The organism is Brevibacillus brevis (genome assembly GCF_900637055.1).
Taxonomy (GTDB): domain Bacteria; phylum Bacillota; class Bacilli; order Brevibacillales; family Brevibacillaceae; genus Brevibacillus; species Brevibacillus brevis.
This window is the reverse complement of record NZ_LR134338.1, coordinates 27,501-45,044: the sequence shown is the minus strand read 5'-3', so window position 1 is coordinate 45,044 and position 17,544 is coordinate 27,501. Positions and strand designations below refer to the sequence as shown.

At 48.3% G+C, this 17,544-nt stretch carries 16 protein-coding genes and 1 other annotated feature (1 of these 17 cut by a window edge); of the genes, 2 read left to right on the top strand and 14 right to left on the bottom strand.

What is annotated here, in order from left to right; genetic code table 11:
- Positions 1–155: 155 nt before the first annotated feature.
- The 13 genes from EL268_RS00285 to EL268_RS00220 all read right to left on the bottom strand — a co-directional run bounded on the left by EL268_RS00285 (position 156) and on the right by EL268_RS00220 (position 14,638).
- Entirely contained in the window at positions 156–1,160 is a 1,005-nt protein-coding gene (locus EL268_RS00285) for a histidinol phosphate phosphatase domain-containing protein (protein ID WP_106657668.1), read from the bottom strand.
- Positions 1,157–1,954, bottom strand: a complete 798-nt coding sequence (locus EL268_RS00280) for a DeoR/GlpR family DNA-binding transcription regulator (protein WP_106657667.1) — start codon at positions 1,952–1,954, stop codon at positions 1,157–1,159. The genes EL268_RS00285 and EL268_RS00280 overlap by 4 nt, the downstream gene beginning before the upstream one ends.
- Complete coding sequence (locus tag EL268_RS00275; RefSeq protein ID WP_106657666.1) at positions 1,938–2,957, bottom strand: ABC transporter ATP-binding protein; 1,020 nt, start codon at positions 2,955–2,957, stop codon at positions 1,938–1,940. The genes EL268_RS00280 and EL268_RS00275 overlap by 17 nt, the downstream gene beginning before the upstream one ends.
- A complete protein-coding gene (locus tag EL268_RS00270; RefSeq protein ID WP_106657665.1) occupies positions 2,957–3,745 on the bottom strand; it encodes an ABC transporter permease in 789 nt (262 codons plus the stop codon). The genes EL268_RS00275 and EL268_RS00270 overlap by 1 nt, the downstream gene beginning before the upstream one ends.
- The gene (locus EL268_RS00265) at positions 3,742–4,587 is read right to left on the bottom strand and encodes an ABC transporter permease (RefSeq protein ID WP_106657664.1); all 846 of its coding nucleotides are present in this window, start codon (positions 4,585–4,587) and stop codon (positions 3,742–3,744) included. Before EL268_RS00265 ends, EL268_RS00270 begins: the two co-directional genes overlap by 4 nt.
- A 60-nt stretch (positions 4,588–4,647) precedes the next feature.
- The gene (locus tag EL268_RS00260) at positions 4,648–5,457 is read right to left on the bottom strand and encodes an alkaline phosphatase family protein (RefSeq protein WP_106657663.1); all 810 of its coding nucleotides are present in this window, start codon (positions 5,455–5,457) and stop codon (positions 4,648–4,650) included.
- A complete protein-coding gene (locus EL268_RS00255) occupies positions 5,447–6,544 on the bottom strand; it encodes an ABC transporter substrate-binding protein (protein ID WP_106657662.1) in 1,098 nt (365 codons plus the stop codon). Before EL268_RS00255 ends, EL268_RS00260 begins: the two co-directional genes overlap by 11 nt.
- Before the next feature lie 192 nt (positions 6,545–6,736).
- Positions 6,737–8,026: an isocitrate lyase gene (aceA, locus tag EL268_RS00250; RefSeq protein WP_106657661.1), complete on the bottom strand. Its 1,290-nt coding sequence runs from the start codon at positions 8,024–8,026 to the stop codon at positions 6,737–6,739.
- 26 nt (positions 8,027–8,052) lie between these two features.
- Positions 8,053–9,660, bottom strand: coding sequence for a malate synthase A (gene aceB, locus EL268_RS00245; protein ID WP_106657660.1), 1,608 nt, complete (start codon positions 9,658–9,660; stop codon positions 8,053–8,055).
- A 416-nt stretch (positions 9,661–10,076) separates the two neighbouring features.
- Positions 10,077–11,360: a serine--tRNA ligase gene (gene serS / locus EL268_RS00235; protein WP_106657659.1), complete on the bottom strand. Its 1,284-nt coding sequence runs from the start codon at positions 11,358–11,360 to the stop codon at positions 10,077–10,079.
- A gap of 53 nt (positions 11,361–11,413) precedes the next feature.
- Positions 11,414–11,639 (bottom strand) — a binding site (T-box leader).
- Positions 11,640–11,765: 126 nt separating this feature from the next.
- Complete coding sequence (gene pdxT, locus EL268_RS00230; RefSeq protein ID WP_106657658.1) at positions 11,766–12,341, bottom strand: pyridoxal 5'-phosphate synthase glutaminase subunit PdxT; 576 nt, start codon at positions 12,339–12,341, stop codon at positions 11,766–11,768.
- Positions 12,342–12,351: 10 nt separating this feature from the next.
- On the bottom strand, positions 12,352–13,236 hold the full coding sequence (pdxS, locus tag EL268_RS00225) for a pyridoxal 5'-phosphate synthase lyase subunit PdxS (RefSeq protein ID WP_012683798.1): 885 nt from the start codon (positions 13,234–13,236) through the stop codon (positions 12,352–12,354).
- A gap of 106 nt (positions 13,237–13,342) precedes the next feature.
- On the bottom strand, positions 13,343–14,638 hold the full coding sequence (locus tag EL268_RS00220; protein WP_106657657.1) for a D-alanyl-D-alanine carboxypeptidase family protein: 1,296 nt from the start codon (positions 14,636–14,638) through the stop codon (positions 13,343–13,345).
- 270 nt (positions 14,639–14,908) lie between these two features.
- Here EL268_RS00220 and EL268_RS00215 point away from each other — a divergent pair, with 270 nt between their 5' ends.
- A complete protein-coding gene (locus EL268_RS00215; protein WP_106657656.1) occupies positions 14,909–15,349 on the top strand; it encodes a hypothetical protein in 441 nt (146 codons plus the stop codon).
- Positions 15,350–15,437: 88 nt separating this feature from the next.
- On the opposite strand, the gene guaB is transcribed toward EL268_RS00215, so the two are convergent.
- Positions 15,438–16,898 (bottom strand): IMP dehydrogenase, encoded by a 1,461-nt coding sequence (gene guaB / locus EL268_RS00210; RefSeq protein WP_106657655.1) that lies wholly within the window; start codon positions 16,896–16,898, stop codon positions 15,438–15,440.
- 166 nt (positions 16,899–17,064) lie between these two features.
- On the opposite strand from guaB, the gene EL268_RS00205 reads away from it, so the two are divergent.
- A protein-coding gene (locus EL268_RS00205; protein ID WP_106657654.1) for a YaaC family protein crosses the window boundary here: on the top strand, positions 17,065–17,544 show its beginning. The gene runs 534 nt beyond the window's last position; only the first 480 of its 1,014 coding nucleotides appear in the window; it begins with the start codon at positions 17,065–17,067; its stop codon lies off the right edge, out of view.

Here is a 17,544-nt window from a genome sequence, read left to right as displayed (position 1 = left end):
GGTTGCTTGGATGGTGCTTGCTCTTTGTGTACATTGACTTATTCGTAGAAACACCCAAAAGGTTACACTTTCCAGAAAAAACAAAAAAACCTTGGCATCCCAAGGTTTTTTGCATCTCAAATAATATTTTGCTCAAAACATGCAGCTTTTCACAGTTAAGCATAACGGATTGGCTTCATGATCCGTTGACGACCGGAAAAAGTGGCAATCTCCGTTACCCCCATTGAATGGAGGATCTCCAGATTCGCCGCCACGTATCTCCCAATATCGTCGGGAAAGTGGGCGTCGGACGAGAGGGTCAGTGGAACGCCATGCGCCACCAAAACGTCTAGGAAAGCGGGACTGGGGCACATTTCCTGAACGGGATAGCGGTAGTACAGGCCCGCATTGATTTCGGTCGCTGTATCCGTTTCTTTCAAAGCAGTTGCGATTCGATGGTAATAGGGAACAAGCTCCGATTCCTCTGGGCGATAGGAGAACACTTTCAGATTGTCCAGATGGGCAACAAAATCAAACAAGTTGCTCCTAATCATGGATTCAACTGTGTGGAAAAAGTCCGCGTATAGCTGTTTCAGGTCATGCTGCTCAAACAGATGGCGAGTCTCGGGATTGTCAAAGCCCCATCCTTGCAAAAAATGAACGGAGCCGATCACATAGTCCCATGAACCACCTGCCAGCAAGCTCTCCAATTCTGCTTCTCCATCGATAAAGTAATCCGCTTCGATCCCCAGCCGCAACTCCACGCCGCTTGCCGACCAACGCTGCTTTGCTGCCCCAATGGCGACACAAAAGTCACTGAGGCTCTCGGTGCATACTTGATCAAGCCATGTGCGCTGCAAGCGACCCAAATCGGTATCACTTAGATCCATATACCGTTCAAAGTAGGGACGAGCTTCACGAAAGCGGTATAAATGATCGACAATCCCCACTTCCTTCAAGCCTTTGTTTAACGCCTCACGCAAATACAGATCGATCCAGGATGGGTCATATGCCCCTAGAGACATCCGATTATTTAATCGTGCAAGACTGTCCAGCAGCCAGGCACGGGTATGTAGAGGTTCAGATAGCGGATAAAAGTGGTCGAGGGCGGCATTCGTACGGTCGAGCCAACGCAAAGAATAGGGCCCCTCTTCCAGATGAAGATGATAGTCGATCATCATGTGAAGTCTCTCCTTCCCGGATGTTCGCTTATCCAGGTAGTTTGAATGCCAGACGAAAGCCATTCATCCGGCATTGGCTGGTCACAAACGACCGCGCTGACATCCGGCCAGCCGCAAATGCGAAAAAATTGCGTTTGGCCGATCTTGGATGTGTCCCCCAATAAAAAGACTTGCTCCGCCCGCTGTACCATCATGGTCGAGCACAAAGTTTCTTCCATGTCATAGTCGGTGAAGCCATCAGCCGTAATTCCTCCACAGGAAATAAACGCTTTATCAAAATGAAAACGAGAGAGCAGCTCGCAGGTAAACGCCCCGGCAACTGATTGTTGAGCCGGATGGGTCAGTCCCCCCAGCATAATGACCTGACCGTTGAATTGATTGGCTTCCAACAGCTCGTTTAGTAAAGAAGCGGCGGGGAGCGAATTCGTGACAATCGTTAATTGGTTGAGGCCCTTTATAGCCCGTGCCAATTCCAGTGTTGTCGTCCCGACATCGAGCGCGATCGTGTCCCCGTCAGACAAAAGCTCTGCCGCGATTTGCCCGATTTTCGTTTTTGCCGTCTGTTGGATCGCCTGTTTCTTTTCAAAGTGCGGCTCACGTTTCACCAAATGATAAGGGATTGCTCCTCCGTACACTCGCTTTAACAAACGTTGCTGTTCCAAATGGTCCAGATCACGCCGGATTGTCTCCGGTGTTACTGCCAGGTTTTTTGCCAGACTCATCACCTGAATTTTACCGTGGCGGTTCAATTCGTCCAGAATCACTTGCTGTCGTTCTTCAGGCAATAGTGTCATAAAGCGGAATCACATCCTTGGGACTTACATACAATGTTTTTGTTGTGCCTATCTGCTCCTGCTCGAAGGACAGGTGAAGGGTGTCCACCAGTACAGGAACATCACCAATGTTCAGCTCGTAACGGGTAATGTTGCCGAGCATGGTTACCTGAGCGATATTCCCGGTCAAACAGATGTCCTCCCCACCCAGAGGCTGTTCGCGAAAAGTCTCAGGACGGATTGCGAAACGTTCAACTGCCGGATGAGACAGATTAGGCGTGATTCGGTTAAGCTGCTCGGCAGTCAGCACGTTGTAATTGCCAATGAAGCGAGCAACAAATTCAGAACGAGGTTGCGTGTAAATCTCTTGAGGACTGCCGTGCTGAACGATTCGTCCACCATTCATGATGTAGATGCGGTCACTGACAGCCATGGCTTCTTCCTGATCGTGAGTAACCAGCACAGTCGTCATGTTTAACTCACGTTGGATGGTGCGTAGCTGCTTTTGCAAATTTTTACGAATCTGGGCATCAAGCGCACTAAGCGGCTCATCCAGCAGAAGCACTTTTGGCCGGGTGACCAGAGAACGGGCGAGTGCCACACGCTGCTGCTGGCCGCCAGACAATTCACGTGGGTAAGCCTTCTCCTTTCCCACCAATCCCACCAGCTCAATCATTTCCTGGACACGCAGCCGAATCTCCGTTTTCGAGATTTTGTTCATTTCCAGACCAAAGGCAATGTTTTGACTGACCGTAAGATTGGGAAAGAGCGCATACGATTGGAACACCATGCCAATCTGCCTGTTTTTTGGCGACACGTCCGTCACATCTTTGCCGTCAATGTAGATCATGCCCGTATCGGGAGCCGTCAGACCACTAAGAATGCGTAACAGCGTACTTTTGCCACACCCGCTAGGGCCAAGCAAGGTAACCAGCTCGCCTTTTTCAATCGAAAGATCAAGTTGCTGCAGCACGTGTTGACCGTGAAAGGTTTTGGACAAGTGTTCGATTTGGACGTAACTCATCAGGGGACCTCCTTGCGTGCGAAGCTTCGGCGCGTGAATTTTACAACCAGGCCAGTGATAATAGCCATCAGGACAAAATAAGTGACGGTAATCGCGCTGGCGACATGTCCACTTGACGATAGCTTGGCGTATAGATACATCTGTAAGGTTTCGTATCTTCCTCCTACCAGGATGTTAATCAATACGAATTCACCAAACAAAATGGAGAAAGACAAGAGCGAGGACACGAAAATTCCAGACATGATATTCGGAACGATAATCCGTACGAACGCCTGCCAGTGGCTCGCACCCAATAGCTCGGCTGCCTCCATCAACGAACGTGCCTGCATGGCAAGCAGGCTGTTGCGCGTTCCCTGATAAAGATACGGAAGCAATCCGGCCAAATACGCCCCGGCGGTGATGATGACCATTGGAATTCCGTTTCCTGAATACGTACGGATCAATCCGACCGCCATAATGACACCCGGAACGGCATAGGTCAGCATCACCAAAATCTGAACCAGCCTCTCCATCCGGGGAGCGTAGACGATAATGGAGAAGACAGCAGGAACAATAATGACGACGGCAACGACAGTCGTCAGAAAGCTAAGCAGAAAAGAACGCCCGAATGCCTGCAAGAATCGGGGATCAGCATACAGCTCCGCGAACCATTTTCCTGTGAGTCCTTCCGGCAAAACCGTGCTGTTCCACTCGGTTGCCAGCGAGTAAAGGATGGTAGCAGCTACTGGCAAAAACAAATACAGCATGACCAACGCAAACGACAAGGATGACAAACTGATCCGCTTCAAGACAAATCCCTCCGAATCTTCCGCGTCAGCCACTCGTTCACGAGTAAGGCGCCGGCAAGCGTCAGTCCAAGCAATACTGCGAGTGCGCTACCCAGCTCGGGTCTTGCAAAAATGTCGCCAGATACTAGCGCACCAATCCGAATGGGCACCAGATTGTAGTTGCTCCCGGTGAGCGCGTAGGCAGAAGCATAGGCACCCATAGCGTTGGCAAACAGAATGCTGAATGTGCCGACGATGCCTGGAAGCAGTACGGGAAACCCGATTCTCAGCCAAAACTTCCAGGGACTTGCCCCAAGCAGTTCGGCCGCTTCCATCCATTGCTTCTGAATGGCGTTGTACAGGGGATACAAAAGCATTACCGCCAGGGGCAGTTGAAAATAAATATAAACAAGCGTCAAGCCGCTCCACGAATACAGAGTAAAGGACTGTCCAAAATCAATCCCCAGTTGCTTCGCGAGCAAAACAAACAATCCACTGTTTCCCAACAGGACAATGAAGGCAAAAGCGAGCGGAATCCCCGCAAAATTGGAGGTTAGATTGGTAATGACAAGTACTCGCTGTTGCAGAGACTGTGGAAAACGGGTAATCGCATAGGTGGCGAAAACAGCAACGACGATTCCAATGAGAGCAGACAGGAACGAGATGAGCACGCTGTTCTCAAAAGCCTGCAAGTAATACGGATTTGAAAAAATCTCCCGATAGTGACTGATTGTAAAACCGCCGCCCCCCTCGGCCTGAAAGCTCCCTCCGATCATGGAAAGCAATGGGACGAGGAGAAACAGAGCGATCATTGCAAAGAACGGAATCGTCGTGATCCAAAGCATACTGACAAATCGTTTCATCGCAAAAGCTCCTTTCTTAGAGGAAAAGACGCCCCCTCAGGGAGACGTCTTACTCAGCCCTCATACGTTCAATGGCTGCATCTCTTTCGAGGGGGAGATGCCGAGCAAATGGCAGGCAAGCGGAGCCACCTGCAATTGCGGAATTGCCTCCTCGCGAATACCCGGAGATATCAGGTTGCTGATGACAAACAAGGGAACGTCCCGGTCAGCGCTAGAAGTGCCACCATGATTTCCATCGGCTGTCATCCCGTGATCGGCTGTTACGATGATTTGATAACCCGCATCGATCCACGCAGGAAGCACATTTGCCAGTATCGAATCTGCCGCCAGAACGCGATTTCGATATCGCGCGGAATCGGCCGTATGCTTATGTCCGTCATCATCGATATTCATAGAGTGGACGTAAAGAAAATCCGGATTGTATCCATTCAACAAAAAGTTGGCGTCAGCAAACAAGTGTGTATCCGGATAGTGATCTTCCCAGTAGAACATCCCGTTTTGTATCGGCTTGTCGGTGTTCAATTGGATTCGGTCGTGAAACGGATTGAACGGGGCTTTGTTATAAAGTTCGCTTACCCAGCAATAAGCGGCAGCAGCGTTGGACATCCCGTTTTTCCGCGTCAGGTGAAAGAGACTCTCCTGATGTGAAAGCCGAACCGTCTGATTGCTGGAAATGCCGTTCTTCCAAACAGGGGTTCCCGTTAAAAGAACCTCGTACAAAGGGCGAGACAGACTTGGCAATTCCGATCGTACTTGAAAGCGGGCTGCAATGCCGTACTCGACCAGGTGATGTAGGTACCCCATGTGCGAGACGGCTGTGTCAAACCTCAATCCGTCGAGCACAATCATGGCGAGCTTGCTAGCGCACATGGATTAACACCTGCTCTTGCCATAGCTGCGGCAACTTTTTGGCCGTCTCTTCCCAAGCAGTCAAATCGCCCACCGGACGTGCGTTTTTATACATTTCATCGGGGAGCAGCATGGCTTTCGCGGATTCATCCAGCTTGGCGTTGGCGCGAATCGGTCTGGCATAGCCGCGTGCCAAATTGGACTGTCCAGCGTCGGAGAGAATGTATTCACGAGCCAGCATGGCAGCGTGCGGGTGTTTGGCGTACTTGTTGATAACCGTAGCGTACCCGCTGCTGACTGATGCTTCTTCCGGGATGAGGACATCAAAGCGGTTTTTATCGATTTTGTCCCGATACCCGAGCGCGTTGAAGTCCCACAAGATTGCGACTTCGATTTCACCCTTTTCTAGATTGGCAAGGCTCGGATCGCTCGTACTGAGCCGCTTGTTTTTTGCCAAGTCAGCGAAAAAGTCAATGCCAGGCTGAATATTTTTCTCATCTCCCCCATTAGCATAGGCGGCGGCCAGAACGGCAAACTGCGCCTGATTCGCTTTCATGACATCGCCGATCGCGATCTTGTAGCTTCCGTTTTTCAAATCTGCCCATGTCTTGGGAGGGTTTTGCACCTTTGTCTTGTCAGTGATAAAAGCTAGTGTTCCGGTATAGCCCAGCAACCAATGTCCTTCATCATCTTTTGCCCAGTCGGGGATGTCGTTCCAGTAAGAGGTTTTGTAAGGCAGCGTCAGCCCTTTTTGCTTGGCTAACGGTCCAAAAGCGATGCCTACGTCACCGATGTCTGCTGTGGCGTCTTCTTTTTCTGCTTCAAACTTCGCCAATTCTTCTGCGCTCGACATGTCAGTGTCCGTATGCTTCAAGCCATATTCCTTTCCGAGATTGCTCCAGGTCTCCCCCCAGTTTGCCCACGTGTCAGGCATACCCACGGAATTGACTTCTCCCTCCTGCTTCGCTTTTTCCACAATTTGATCCAGGGTCAATTGCGACGTATCCAGAGAAGTGCCTGATTTCGTCTCGGTGGCACATCCCGCAAGCAGAAAAACGGATGTCATGACAACAACGGTTCGTTTCCAGCTTAACTGGTTCCCTCTCATCTTTAAGGCCCCTTTTCGTTTTTGGTTTGTGTTTGATCTTTTGGTTTTTTCTAATCCAATCGTAAACAACCAAAATGAAACTGATATAAATGCGTTGTTAAAAAGCTATTAAGACTCTATGAAAAATAGAAGTGAACGCAAAAAGTGGCCCTCTGAATACCAGAGAACCACCTAGTCCTTCGTTTTTCCTCTTTAATTGTGAGCAAACTGCTCCTCTTCCGTCGACCCGCTGAGTGCAGTCGTAGAGGAATTACCGCCAGAGATAACTTGCGCAACCTCATCGAAATACCCGGTACCGACTTCACGCTGATGGCGAGTAGCCGTATAGCCATGTACTTCGCTGGAAAACTCCGCCTGCTGCAATTCAGAGTAGGCAGCCATTCCGCGATCACGATAACCACGCGCCAGTTCAAACATGCTGTAATTCAGGGAGTGGAAGCCAGCGAGCGTGACAAATTGGAACTTGTAGCCCATTTCGCCGATCTCTTCCTGGAAGCGAGCGATGGTCTTTTCATCCAGCTTCTTTTTCCAGTTGAAAGAAGGAGAGCAATTGTAGGCTAACAGCTTGCCCGGGTATTTAGCATGGATCGCTTCTGCAAAACGGCGTGCTTCCTCCAAATTCGGCTCAGAAGTCTCGCACCAGATCAGATCTGCATAAGGAGCGTACGCAAGACCACGTGCAATCGCCGCATCCAGTCCACCGCGTAGACGGAAGAATCCTTCTGCTGTTCGTTCACCTGTCAGGAATGGTTTATCCTGCTCGTCGATGTCGCTGGTGATCAGGAAAGCGCCATTGGCATCGGTACGTGCCACGATAATCGTCGGGACTCCCATCACATCTGCTGCAAAGCGGGCGGAAATCAGATTACGCACAGCTGCTTGCGTCGGAATGAGTACTTTTCCGCCCATATGGCCGCATTTTTTCTCCGAAGCCAGTTGGTCTTCAAAATGCACGCCTGCTGCACCTGCTTCAATCATACCCTTCATTAATTCAAAGACGTTCAGTGGCCCACCAAAGCCCGCTTCTGCGTCTGCTACAATCGGAGCAAACCAATGCGTGTCGGTACCGCCTTCTGATTGATCGATCTGATCAGCCCGTTGCAATGCCTGATTAATTCTTTTTACGACTTGGGGAACACTGTTTGCCGGGTAGAGGCTTTGATCAGGATACATCTGACCAGACAGATTGGCATCGGCCGCTACCTGCCAGCCACTCAAGTAAATCGCTTTTAATCCTGCCTTTACCTGCTGAATCGCTTGATTCCCGGTCAAAGCCCCCAACGCTTTGATATGGTGCTCGGTATGCAAGAGGTCCCACAGACGCTCTGCTCCTAGACGAGCCAGCGTATGTTCGATTTGTACGGAGCCGCGCAAACGAACGACATCTTCTGCCGTATACGGACGTGTAATCCCTTGAAAACGCTCCCCCTGCCAGCTTTGCTCCACCTGTTGAATCGCTTCTTGCTTGGTTACTTTCGTCATTTTCATTTCCCCCACTCTTTTTATTTTTACAAATAGCGATAACCCAGTACCGTAAGGAAGTCTTCGAAATCTTCTGTCGTTACCAATTGCAAGAACAGATCACCAGCAATCGGATACTTGCTGTTGTCGTATCTCTCTTGGCCGATTGCTTGCTTGATCGCTTGCAGCTCCTCACTCAGCCACTGCTTCACCAAGCCTTCCGTCACCTTTCTACCATCCTGCAAGACTCCGTGACGATGACGCATCCATTGCCAGACTTGTGCCCGCGAAATTTCTGCTGTAGCCGCATCCTCCATCAGATTATTGATCGGCACAGCCCCAGAGCCTCGCAACCAAGCCTCGATGTACTGCAAGCTGACACTTATGTTTGTACGGACACCCGCTTCTGTAATTGTGCCCTCTGGGACTGCCAGAAGATGCTTAGCAGATACGTCTACGTCTTCACGTTTGTACCAGATTTGGTTCGGCTCTCTCATCAAGCGATCGAACACTTCCATGGCTACTGGCACGAGCCCAGGGTGAGCTACCCAAGTCCCATCATGTCCATCGTACGCTTCCCGCTCTTTGTCAGCGCGCACTTTGGCGATGGCTTCTGCATTTTGTACCGGGTCATTTTTCACCGGAATTTGTGCAGCCATTCCGCCAATGCAAGGCGCCATCCGTTTATGGCAAGTCTTCACGGCCAACGTGGTGTATGCTTTCATGAACGGAACTGTCATGGTTACTTGCGCCCGATCCGGTGTAATCACATCAGGCTGATTCCGCAGCTTTTTGATATAGCTGAAAATGTAGTCCCAACGTCCGCAATTCAGTCCTGCACTATGCTCGCGCAGCTCGTACAGAATCTCATCCATTTCAAAAGCTGCGAGAATCGTTTCGATCAATACGGTCGCACGAATCGTGCCGCGTGGAATATTTAATTCATCCTGCGCGAAAAGGAAGACATCGTTCCAGAGGCGAGCCTCCAAATGGCTCTCCAGTTTCGGTAAGTAGAAATACGGTGCTGTCTGATTCGCGATAAGAGCATCTACGTTGTGGTAAAAGTAAAGTCCGAAGTCAAGCAGGCTGCCGGAGATCGGTTTTTGATCGAGGCGGATGTGTTTTTCATCAAGATGCCAGCCACGAGGACGCACGATCAATACCGCTGTCTTTTCATTGAGGCTGTATGATTTGCCTTCTGGACTGATGTAGGAGATCGTGCGGCGTACCGCATCCTTCATGTTGATTTGACCTTGTATCGTGTTCTCCCAGGTCGGCGAGTTCGCGTCCTCAAAGTCAGCCATGAAAAGCCGAGCACCGGAGTTCAGTGCATTGATGACCATTTTCCGGTCACCCGAAGGTCCCGTAATCTCCACCCGTCTGTCTTGCAAATCTTTAGGCAATGGAGCAACAGTCCAATCTCCTTTACGAATGTCCGCTGTTTCCTGTAAAAAATCGGGCAGTTGACCTGCATCGATCTGCAATTGACGCTCCACGCGTTTAGCCAGCAATTGCTGGCGTCTTTCGCCAAACCTTTGCTCCAGCTTCATTACAAATTGGATTGCTTCTGGTGTCAGGATATCTTGATAACCCGGGTGCATCTCACCGGAAATCTGAACCTCCAGCGGATATGGATTCGTTGGTACAGTAGTCAAAACAGCTCCTCCTCCCTTACTCCAAAGTTATTATGATACAGATCGATAAAATGATTTTTATTATATAACAGTAATAGCAAAAAAAATGCTCTTACTCCTGATACCCGCTGCCACTGCAATGGCTGCAGCTTACATGCCCATCTCCCAAACAATTGTGGCAAGCCGCTCCGTTGGCATCACGACCAACGCCTCCACATCTTGGGCAATTTTGTTCTCCGTTTCCTTCACACCGATAGCAGTCCATTCTCCATTCCTCCCTCTCTGTATTAAAACAATATTCTTAAAATTTGTTTTTATTATATAACAGAGATTGATACAGTGCAACACGTTTTTTAAAAATTCCACCTGTATTAGTACACAAAATAAAACAGCCCTTGAACCGTTATGGATCAAGAGCTGCTTTCCAAATCTCTCGCTTATTGCTTCGGTGCGATCTTGTCTACTCCGCCCATGTACGGACGAAGAACTTCTGGAATTACGATTGTTCCGTCTGCCTCTTGGTAGTTCTCCAAGATCGCTGCTACTGTACGTCCAATCGCCAAACCAGAACCATTCAATGTATGCACAAATTCCGGCTTCGATTTTGTATCGCGACGGAAACGGATATTGGCACGGCGCGCTTGGAAATCTTCAAAGTTCGAGCAAGACGAGATTTCACGGTATGTGCCGCCGCTTGGAATCCAAACCTCCAGGTCGAATTTCTTCGCAGCCGTAAATCCTAGATCGCCTGTGCACATGCTCAGGACACGGTATGGCAGTCCAAGCAGTTGAAGCACCTTTTCAGCGTTTTTCACCAGTTTGTCGAGTTCGTCATAAGACTCTTCTGGTTTCACGAATTTCACCAGCTCAACTTTGTTGAATTGATGCTGACGAATCAGCCCACGCGTATCACGGCCGGCAGAACCCGCTTCCGAACGGAAACATGCGCTGAAAGCAGTGTAGTAGCGAGGGAGATCCGCTCCATCCATGATTTCATCACGATGCATATTGGTGACCGGCACCTCGGCAGTTGGAATCAGGAAGTAATCTGGTCCGTCGATTTTGAATGCATCCTCTTCGAACTTAGGCAATTGACCCGTTCCCGTCATGCTCGTACGGTTGACGATATACGGCGGGATCACTTCTTCATAGCCATGCTCGTTCGAGTGCAAATCCATCATGAAGTTCATCAGTGCGCGCTCCAGACGTGCGCCCAAGCCTTTATAGAAAACAAAACGGCTTCCTGTTACTTTTGCCGCCGTTTCAAAATCGAGGATGCCTGCTTGGCTAGCCAGCTCCCAGTGAGGCTTAATCTCGAAGTCAAATGCACGTGGCTCTCCCCATGTCCAAGCAATCACGTTATCGTCTTCTGTCGTACCGATCGGCGTGCTTTCATGCGGTAGGTTCGGGAGGCTCAGCAAAATGAACTCCAGCTGTTCATCCAATTGGCGCAGCTCTTCATCCAAAGCCTTGATGCGCTCATTTACTTCTTTCATTTCAGCGATCAGATGGTCTGCATTTTCCTTATTGCGTTTCATAACGGCTACTTGCTCGGACACCGTGTTACGCTTATTTTTCAGCGCTTCTGCTTCTTGGATGACTTGGCGGCGCTTTTCATCTACTTCTACGAATTGATCCAACGCAGAAATATCTTCATTGCGGTAAGCCAAACGGCGTTTTACTTCTTCTAGATCCTGGCGTAATACTTTTACGTCCAACATGTGTAAATCCCTCCGAATCGTATTGAAAAAAAACAAAAAACACCCGTCCCCTGGTAAGGGACGAGTGTTGTATACCCGCGTTGCCACCCTCGTTGACACATGCAGCAATCCTTCATGCATATGCCCACTCTTCCGTCATAACGGGACGGTTCCGGGCAAAGTTGTTGTTCCTTTGCCACTCCGAGATGGATTCCTTCACATAACCGGATCGGTTCGCACCTACCACCGACTCTCTAGGCCTGGCTCTTGTGAAGTACTTGTTCTCATCATCGCATTCTCATTCATGAATACTATTATTGTTAACTGTACTACAGGTTCTATACGTCTGTAAAGAGCAGCCCACCTCGATCTTTACAGAAAAAAGAAGATCGGCACCTATTTACGGCCGATCTTCCGGTATAACAGCTAGCTTCTGTATTCCTTGACCATGTCGAGGAAGTATTTGTGCAGTCTTGTATCTTCGGTCAATTCTGGGTGAAAAGCTGCTGCCAAATAGTGACCGCTTCGGGCGACAACAATCTTGTCTTCGTGCTTGGCCAAGACATGACCGTTCTCTCCCACTTCCATGATATACGGTGCCCGGATGAACACAGCCGGGTAATCTGCCGCCACACCCGCAACAGGCATCAAGACTTCAAAGCTCTCCTTTTGGCGACCAAAAGCATTTCGCTCGACTTTGATATCCATCAAGCCTAAATGGCAATCGTCTTGTCCTTGAATCTGTTTTGCCAGAAGGATCGCTCCTGCGCAAGTCCCGAAGATCGGCTTGTTCGACTTACCGAACTCTTGAACCGCCTCCATAAATCCGTACTTATGCATCAGCTTGCTAATCGTGGTGCTTTCTCCGCCGGGAATGACCAGCCCGTCTAGGTCATCCAGATCTTCTACTTTTTTGACCGGGACAGCTGTGGCACCAACCTCTTCTAGCATTCGCACATGTTCTGCTACAGCTCCTTGTAGAGCGAGTACGCCGATTTTCATGCTACTCACCTTACCAGCCGCGCTCTTGCATGCGATCAGCTTCACGAATTTTGGAGATTTCGATTCCTGGCATTGCCGTTCCCAAGCCTTTGGATACGCGAGCAATCAGTTCGTAATCCGTGTAGTGGGTAGTCGCTTCCACAATCGCGCGAGCAAACTTCTCTGGATTCTCTGATTTAAAGATACCAGAGCCAACAAACACGCCATCGGAGCCCAATTGCATCATCAGGGCAGCATCTGCTGGTGTTGCTACTCCACCTGCTGCGAAGTTTACGACTGGCAGCTTGCCTGTTTTGTGTACCTCTTCAAGCAGTTCATATGGGGCACCCAGGTTTTTGGCTTCTGCCATCAGTTCATCGTAGGACATGGCTTGCACTTTGCGGATTTGGGACATCATCGTGCGCATATGGCGAACAGCCTCTACAATGTTTCCGGTTCCTGGCTCACCTTTCGTGCGGATCATGGATGCACCTTCCCCAATACGGCGGAGAGCTTCACCCAGATCACGGGCGCCACATACAAACGGTACAGTGAACTCTTTTTTATTGATATGGTACAAGTCATCTGCCGGAGTGAGTACTTCGCTCTCATCGAGATAATCTACACCCAGAGATTCGAGAACACGCGCTTCAACAAAATGACCGATACGAGCTTTAGCCATAACAGGGATCGAAACAGCATTCAGTACTTCCTCTACAATGCTAAGGTCCGCCATACGAGCAACTCCACCAGCTGCGCGAATGTCAGACGGTACACGCTCCAAAGCCATTACAGCAACAGCACCCGCTGCTTCTGCAATTTTCGCTTGTTCAGCATTCACGACGTCCATAATGACGCCGCCTTTTTGCATTTCAGCCATACCTCTTTTAACGCGGGACGTTCCTACTTGTACCATTACAAATACCCCCTACATCATGAGTCAGAACCGAAACTGTTATGCGGTGTTATGGTTCCTGTTACCGTCATTGTAAACGATAGATGTAGGGGAAAACAATAGTTATTTAATTTCCTGTTCCACTGCTAAACAGATTGCTGAAGAATTCGATGATACTGCGGAAGAACAGACGAATCCAGCTGGCTTCCTCTACTGCCTGTCCTGCTACGATATCCACGCCTGCCTTTGCTGCGTCTTCTGGCTGCAAGAAATCGGTTTCCTTCACACCTTCTTCTTTCAAAACGATCTTACCGACTACTTGTCCTTGCTGAATCGGTGCGGTTAGCTCCTGGAAGGTAACCGTTGGTGTGAATTTTGCTTCGGTACCGGTTTTTGTGATCATATTTACTTCACTGCCTGTAACAACTGGTACAGTTACCTCTACACCGTTTTTCACAGGAGCTGTTTCAAATCCTTTGATCGTTGCACCCTTGTCCAACTGTTTCGTTAGCTTATAGTTGCTGAATCCGTAGTCGAGCAGTTTTTTGGTTTCGCCGAAGCGTTTGGGTTCGCTTGACGCTCCCATAACTACACTAATCAAGCGCATACCGTCACGTGTAGCTGTACCTGTAAAGCAATAGCCTGCTGCATTCGTGTGTCCTGTCTTCAATCCGTCTACACCCGGGTAATATTGGATCAAGCCTGGAAGCATCCAGTTATAGTTCGGTTTTTCCGCACCCGGTCTAAACTCCAATCGCGGAATTTTCGATACTTCCAAAGCTTCCGGGAAGTCACGGATTAATGCACGTGCTAAGATCGCGGAGTCACGAGCGGACATCAAGTTTTCTTTTTGTTCCGACTGAACCGAATAGGGACCCAATTCATCAGCTGGCAGCCCGGTAGATGTCACGAATGACGAATTATTCATTCCAAACTCTTTTGCTTTTGTATTCATCATTGCAACAAAGTTTGCTTCGCTACCGGCAATTTTTTCAGCAAGAAGCACCGTTGCATCATTAGCAGAAACGACTGCCATTGCTTTATACAGTTCTCTCACCGTATGGGATTCCCCTAGGTTCAGGTAAACACCCGAAGAGTCTGCCATTTTTGCAATGTAAAAGGCGTACTCGCTTACTGGAACTTTTTCATCCCATTTGATTTTCTTTTGTTTAACTGCTTCATTGACCAGATACTCCGTCATCATTTTGGTCATGCTAGCGGATGCCAAAGGGGTATCCGGATTGCTACTGTACAACACCCTGCCTGTAGAGGCCTCAACGAGGATGGACGACTTTACTTCCAACTGCAGCTTTGCGGCAGATTCAGCATCTACTTTTGCCGCCATGCTTCCCATTGCTGTAACAAACACAGCGACAGAGAGGAATAGACTTGTCAGTCGCTTTGTCCATGTAGTTCGCTTCATAATTTCTTCTCACTCTCCAGTTCTATCATATGTCATACGGTTATTGAGCACCAAGTGTTAGTTTAACATATCATTATGATTGCATTGAAGTCCGATTAGCATCATCGGTAGGTAGTTTATTCCATGATACCTACGGCCAATCTATTCGTGTCCTTTATGATGGAAGAAAGTCTGGGTATTTGTTACTATTTTCAATTCATATAATTGAATACAAAAATAATTATGGTATATTTGGTAATATATTGAAGAAATCTCTGGGAGGTTTTTTGAATGAAAAAAGTTTTGTATACCTTCGCTTCACTCGGTCTTGCTTTGTCTGTTATGAATCCGGTTTCTGCTCATGCGAATGTAGAAACAAATGTTAATAATCATGCAGCTGGAAAAAACGTTAAAATCATGAGCATTGAACTCGATTGGACACCTTTCAGTGTAACACAGGGTGGTACTTATATTGGTCGTGACACTTTCCATCTCTTTGGAAAGGCTAACGCTGGATTAGTTGCTTCAGATAGTAATTGTGATGTTACAGTTTACATCGAAAAACTAAGTGAAAACGGAAAAGTAGTAAATACAATTAAACTGGGAAAATTAGTAGCCCCGAAAGGTAACACTGACTATACAGACCCAGTATCTGTGGAGCCAGGAAACTATCGGCTTAAGATAAAAGGTAATATCACATCTAGTGGAGAAATTGCTATCTATAGAAACTAACGTCCACATATACTTAAATTTATCCCCTTACAAAATCTGGTTAATTAAAATTACCCCCTTTCTTTTCAGAAAGGGGGTAATTTTATGCTTAAGAAATCGAGTAGTTCGGTGATTCTTTTGTAATTTGTACATCGTGTGGGTGGCTCTCACGCAAGCCAGCGCCGGTAATGCGAACGAACTGGGAATTTTGAATCAAATCTTCGATGGTCTTCGCTCCGCAGTATCCCATACCTGCACGCAGTCCACCAATCAACTGATACGTGACATCCGCCAATGGGCCTTTGTAAGGAACACGGCCTTCGATCCCTTCCGGAACGAGCTTTTGTGCGTTCTCTTGGAAGTAACGGTCCTTACTGCCGGCTTTCATCGCGCCAATCGATCCCATTCCGCGATATACCTTGAAACGACGACCTTGGAAAATCTCGAATTCGCCCGGGCTTTCCTCTGTACCGGCGAACAGACTGCCGATCATGATCACTGAAGCACCTGCACCAATTGCTTTTGGCAAATCACCGGAGTATTTAATGCCGCCATCGGCAATAATTGGAATATTGTACTCTCGCGCTACCTGTGCACAATCGTGGATCGCTGTAATTTGAGGAACACCAATACCTGCTACGACACGAGTTGTACAAATGGAACCAGGACCGATACCAACCTTCACCACAGATGCGCCAGCTTCGATCAGATCGCGAGTAGCTTGTCCAGTTGCAACGTTTCCTGCGACGATTGTGAGCGTTGGGTATTCTTTGCGAACGGCTTTTACCGTTTCAATTACGCCTTTGGAATGCCCATGAGCCGTATCGATCACCAAAACATCCACGCCAGCTTGTACAAGTGCTGCTGCACGCTCAAACGTGTCTGCAGATACCCCAACAGCAGCACCACACAGCAAGCGGCCTTGTAGATCTTTTGCTGCATTTGGGTATTGGATTGCTTTTTCAATATCTTTAATCGTAATGAGTCCGCGCAGGATGTTGTTCTCGTCTACCAGCGGGAGCTTTTCGATCTTATGTTGTTGCAAAATCAATTCTGCCTGTTGCAATGTAGTACCGACAGAAGCCGTCACCAGGTTTTCCTTGGTCATAACCTCTTTGATCTTGATGGAGAAGTCATGTACAAAGCGCAGATCGCGGTTGGTGAGAATTCCAATCAGTTTTTGATTCTCATCGACAATCGGAACACCGGAGATACGATATTTACCCATGAGAGCATTCGCTTCTTCGACGGTATGTTCTTGGGACAGAGAGAATGGATTGGTAATAACGCCACTTTCGGAGCGTTTTACACGATCTACTTCGCTTGCTTGTTGCTCAATGGACATGTTTTTATGGATAATCCCGATACCACCTTGGCGAGCCATGGCGATTGCAAGTCCAGACTCCGTTACGGTGTCCATCCCAGCACTGATCAGAGGAATATTCAGCTTCACATTCTCACTCAATTGTACTCGCAGATCAACATCCCTTGGCAAAACTTCAGATTTTGCTGGAATGAGCAATACATCGTCAAACGTTAAGCCCTCTTTAACAAATTTGTCTTCCCGCACAGTTGAAAGCTCCTCTCGGCGAATAGTTTAAGACAGTTTAACAAACGGCTTAATTTACTGTCAAGAAATGAGTATATCGTTCGGTTATAGAATCAATAAGACAGATAAATCAAAAAACAATTAGGGAAACTTAGCCATATTACGAAAATTGGTAAAGGTGGGTAACATGGATAACGCTTGGAAAACATTACGCTATTTTGAGACAGAACCAACTGCACGTAAATATTTGGCTGCCTGCTATCATGACAAGGGTCTTGAGCATGCCGAGCGACTAGCTTTTCAACAAAGCTCGCGTTTCTTGTATCTCTGGAGACAAGCCAGACACTTTTATTCCACTTCCGCTGTTGCCGACTTGTCCATCCAGCCATTGCTGCTGTTTTATGGCTGCTCTCACTTGTTGAAGGCGATGTTATTGACTCGTGATCCGTATTATCCCCAAAACAGTCGTGTTCTTCAACATGGTGTCACGACACGAAAGCTTAAACGAAACGCCTATATGCTAATGGAGGACGAGGTTCGTCCACAAAAGGAAGGGTTTTTTGCGCAATTAGCTCAAGCGTTCCAGCTTGTGCCGTTACAAGACCGCTATTCAGTCCATGACTTATTTTCATCCATCCCCAGCGTCAGCGAAAGTTACGGAATTGCT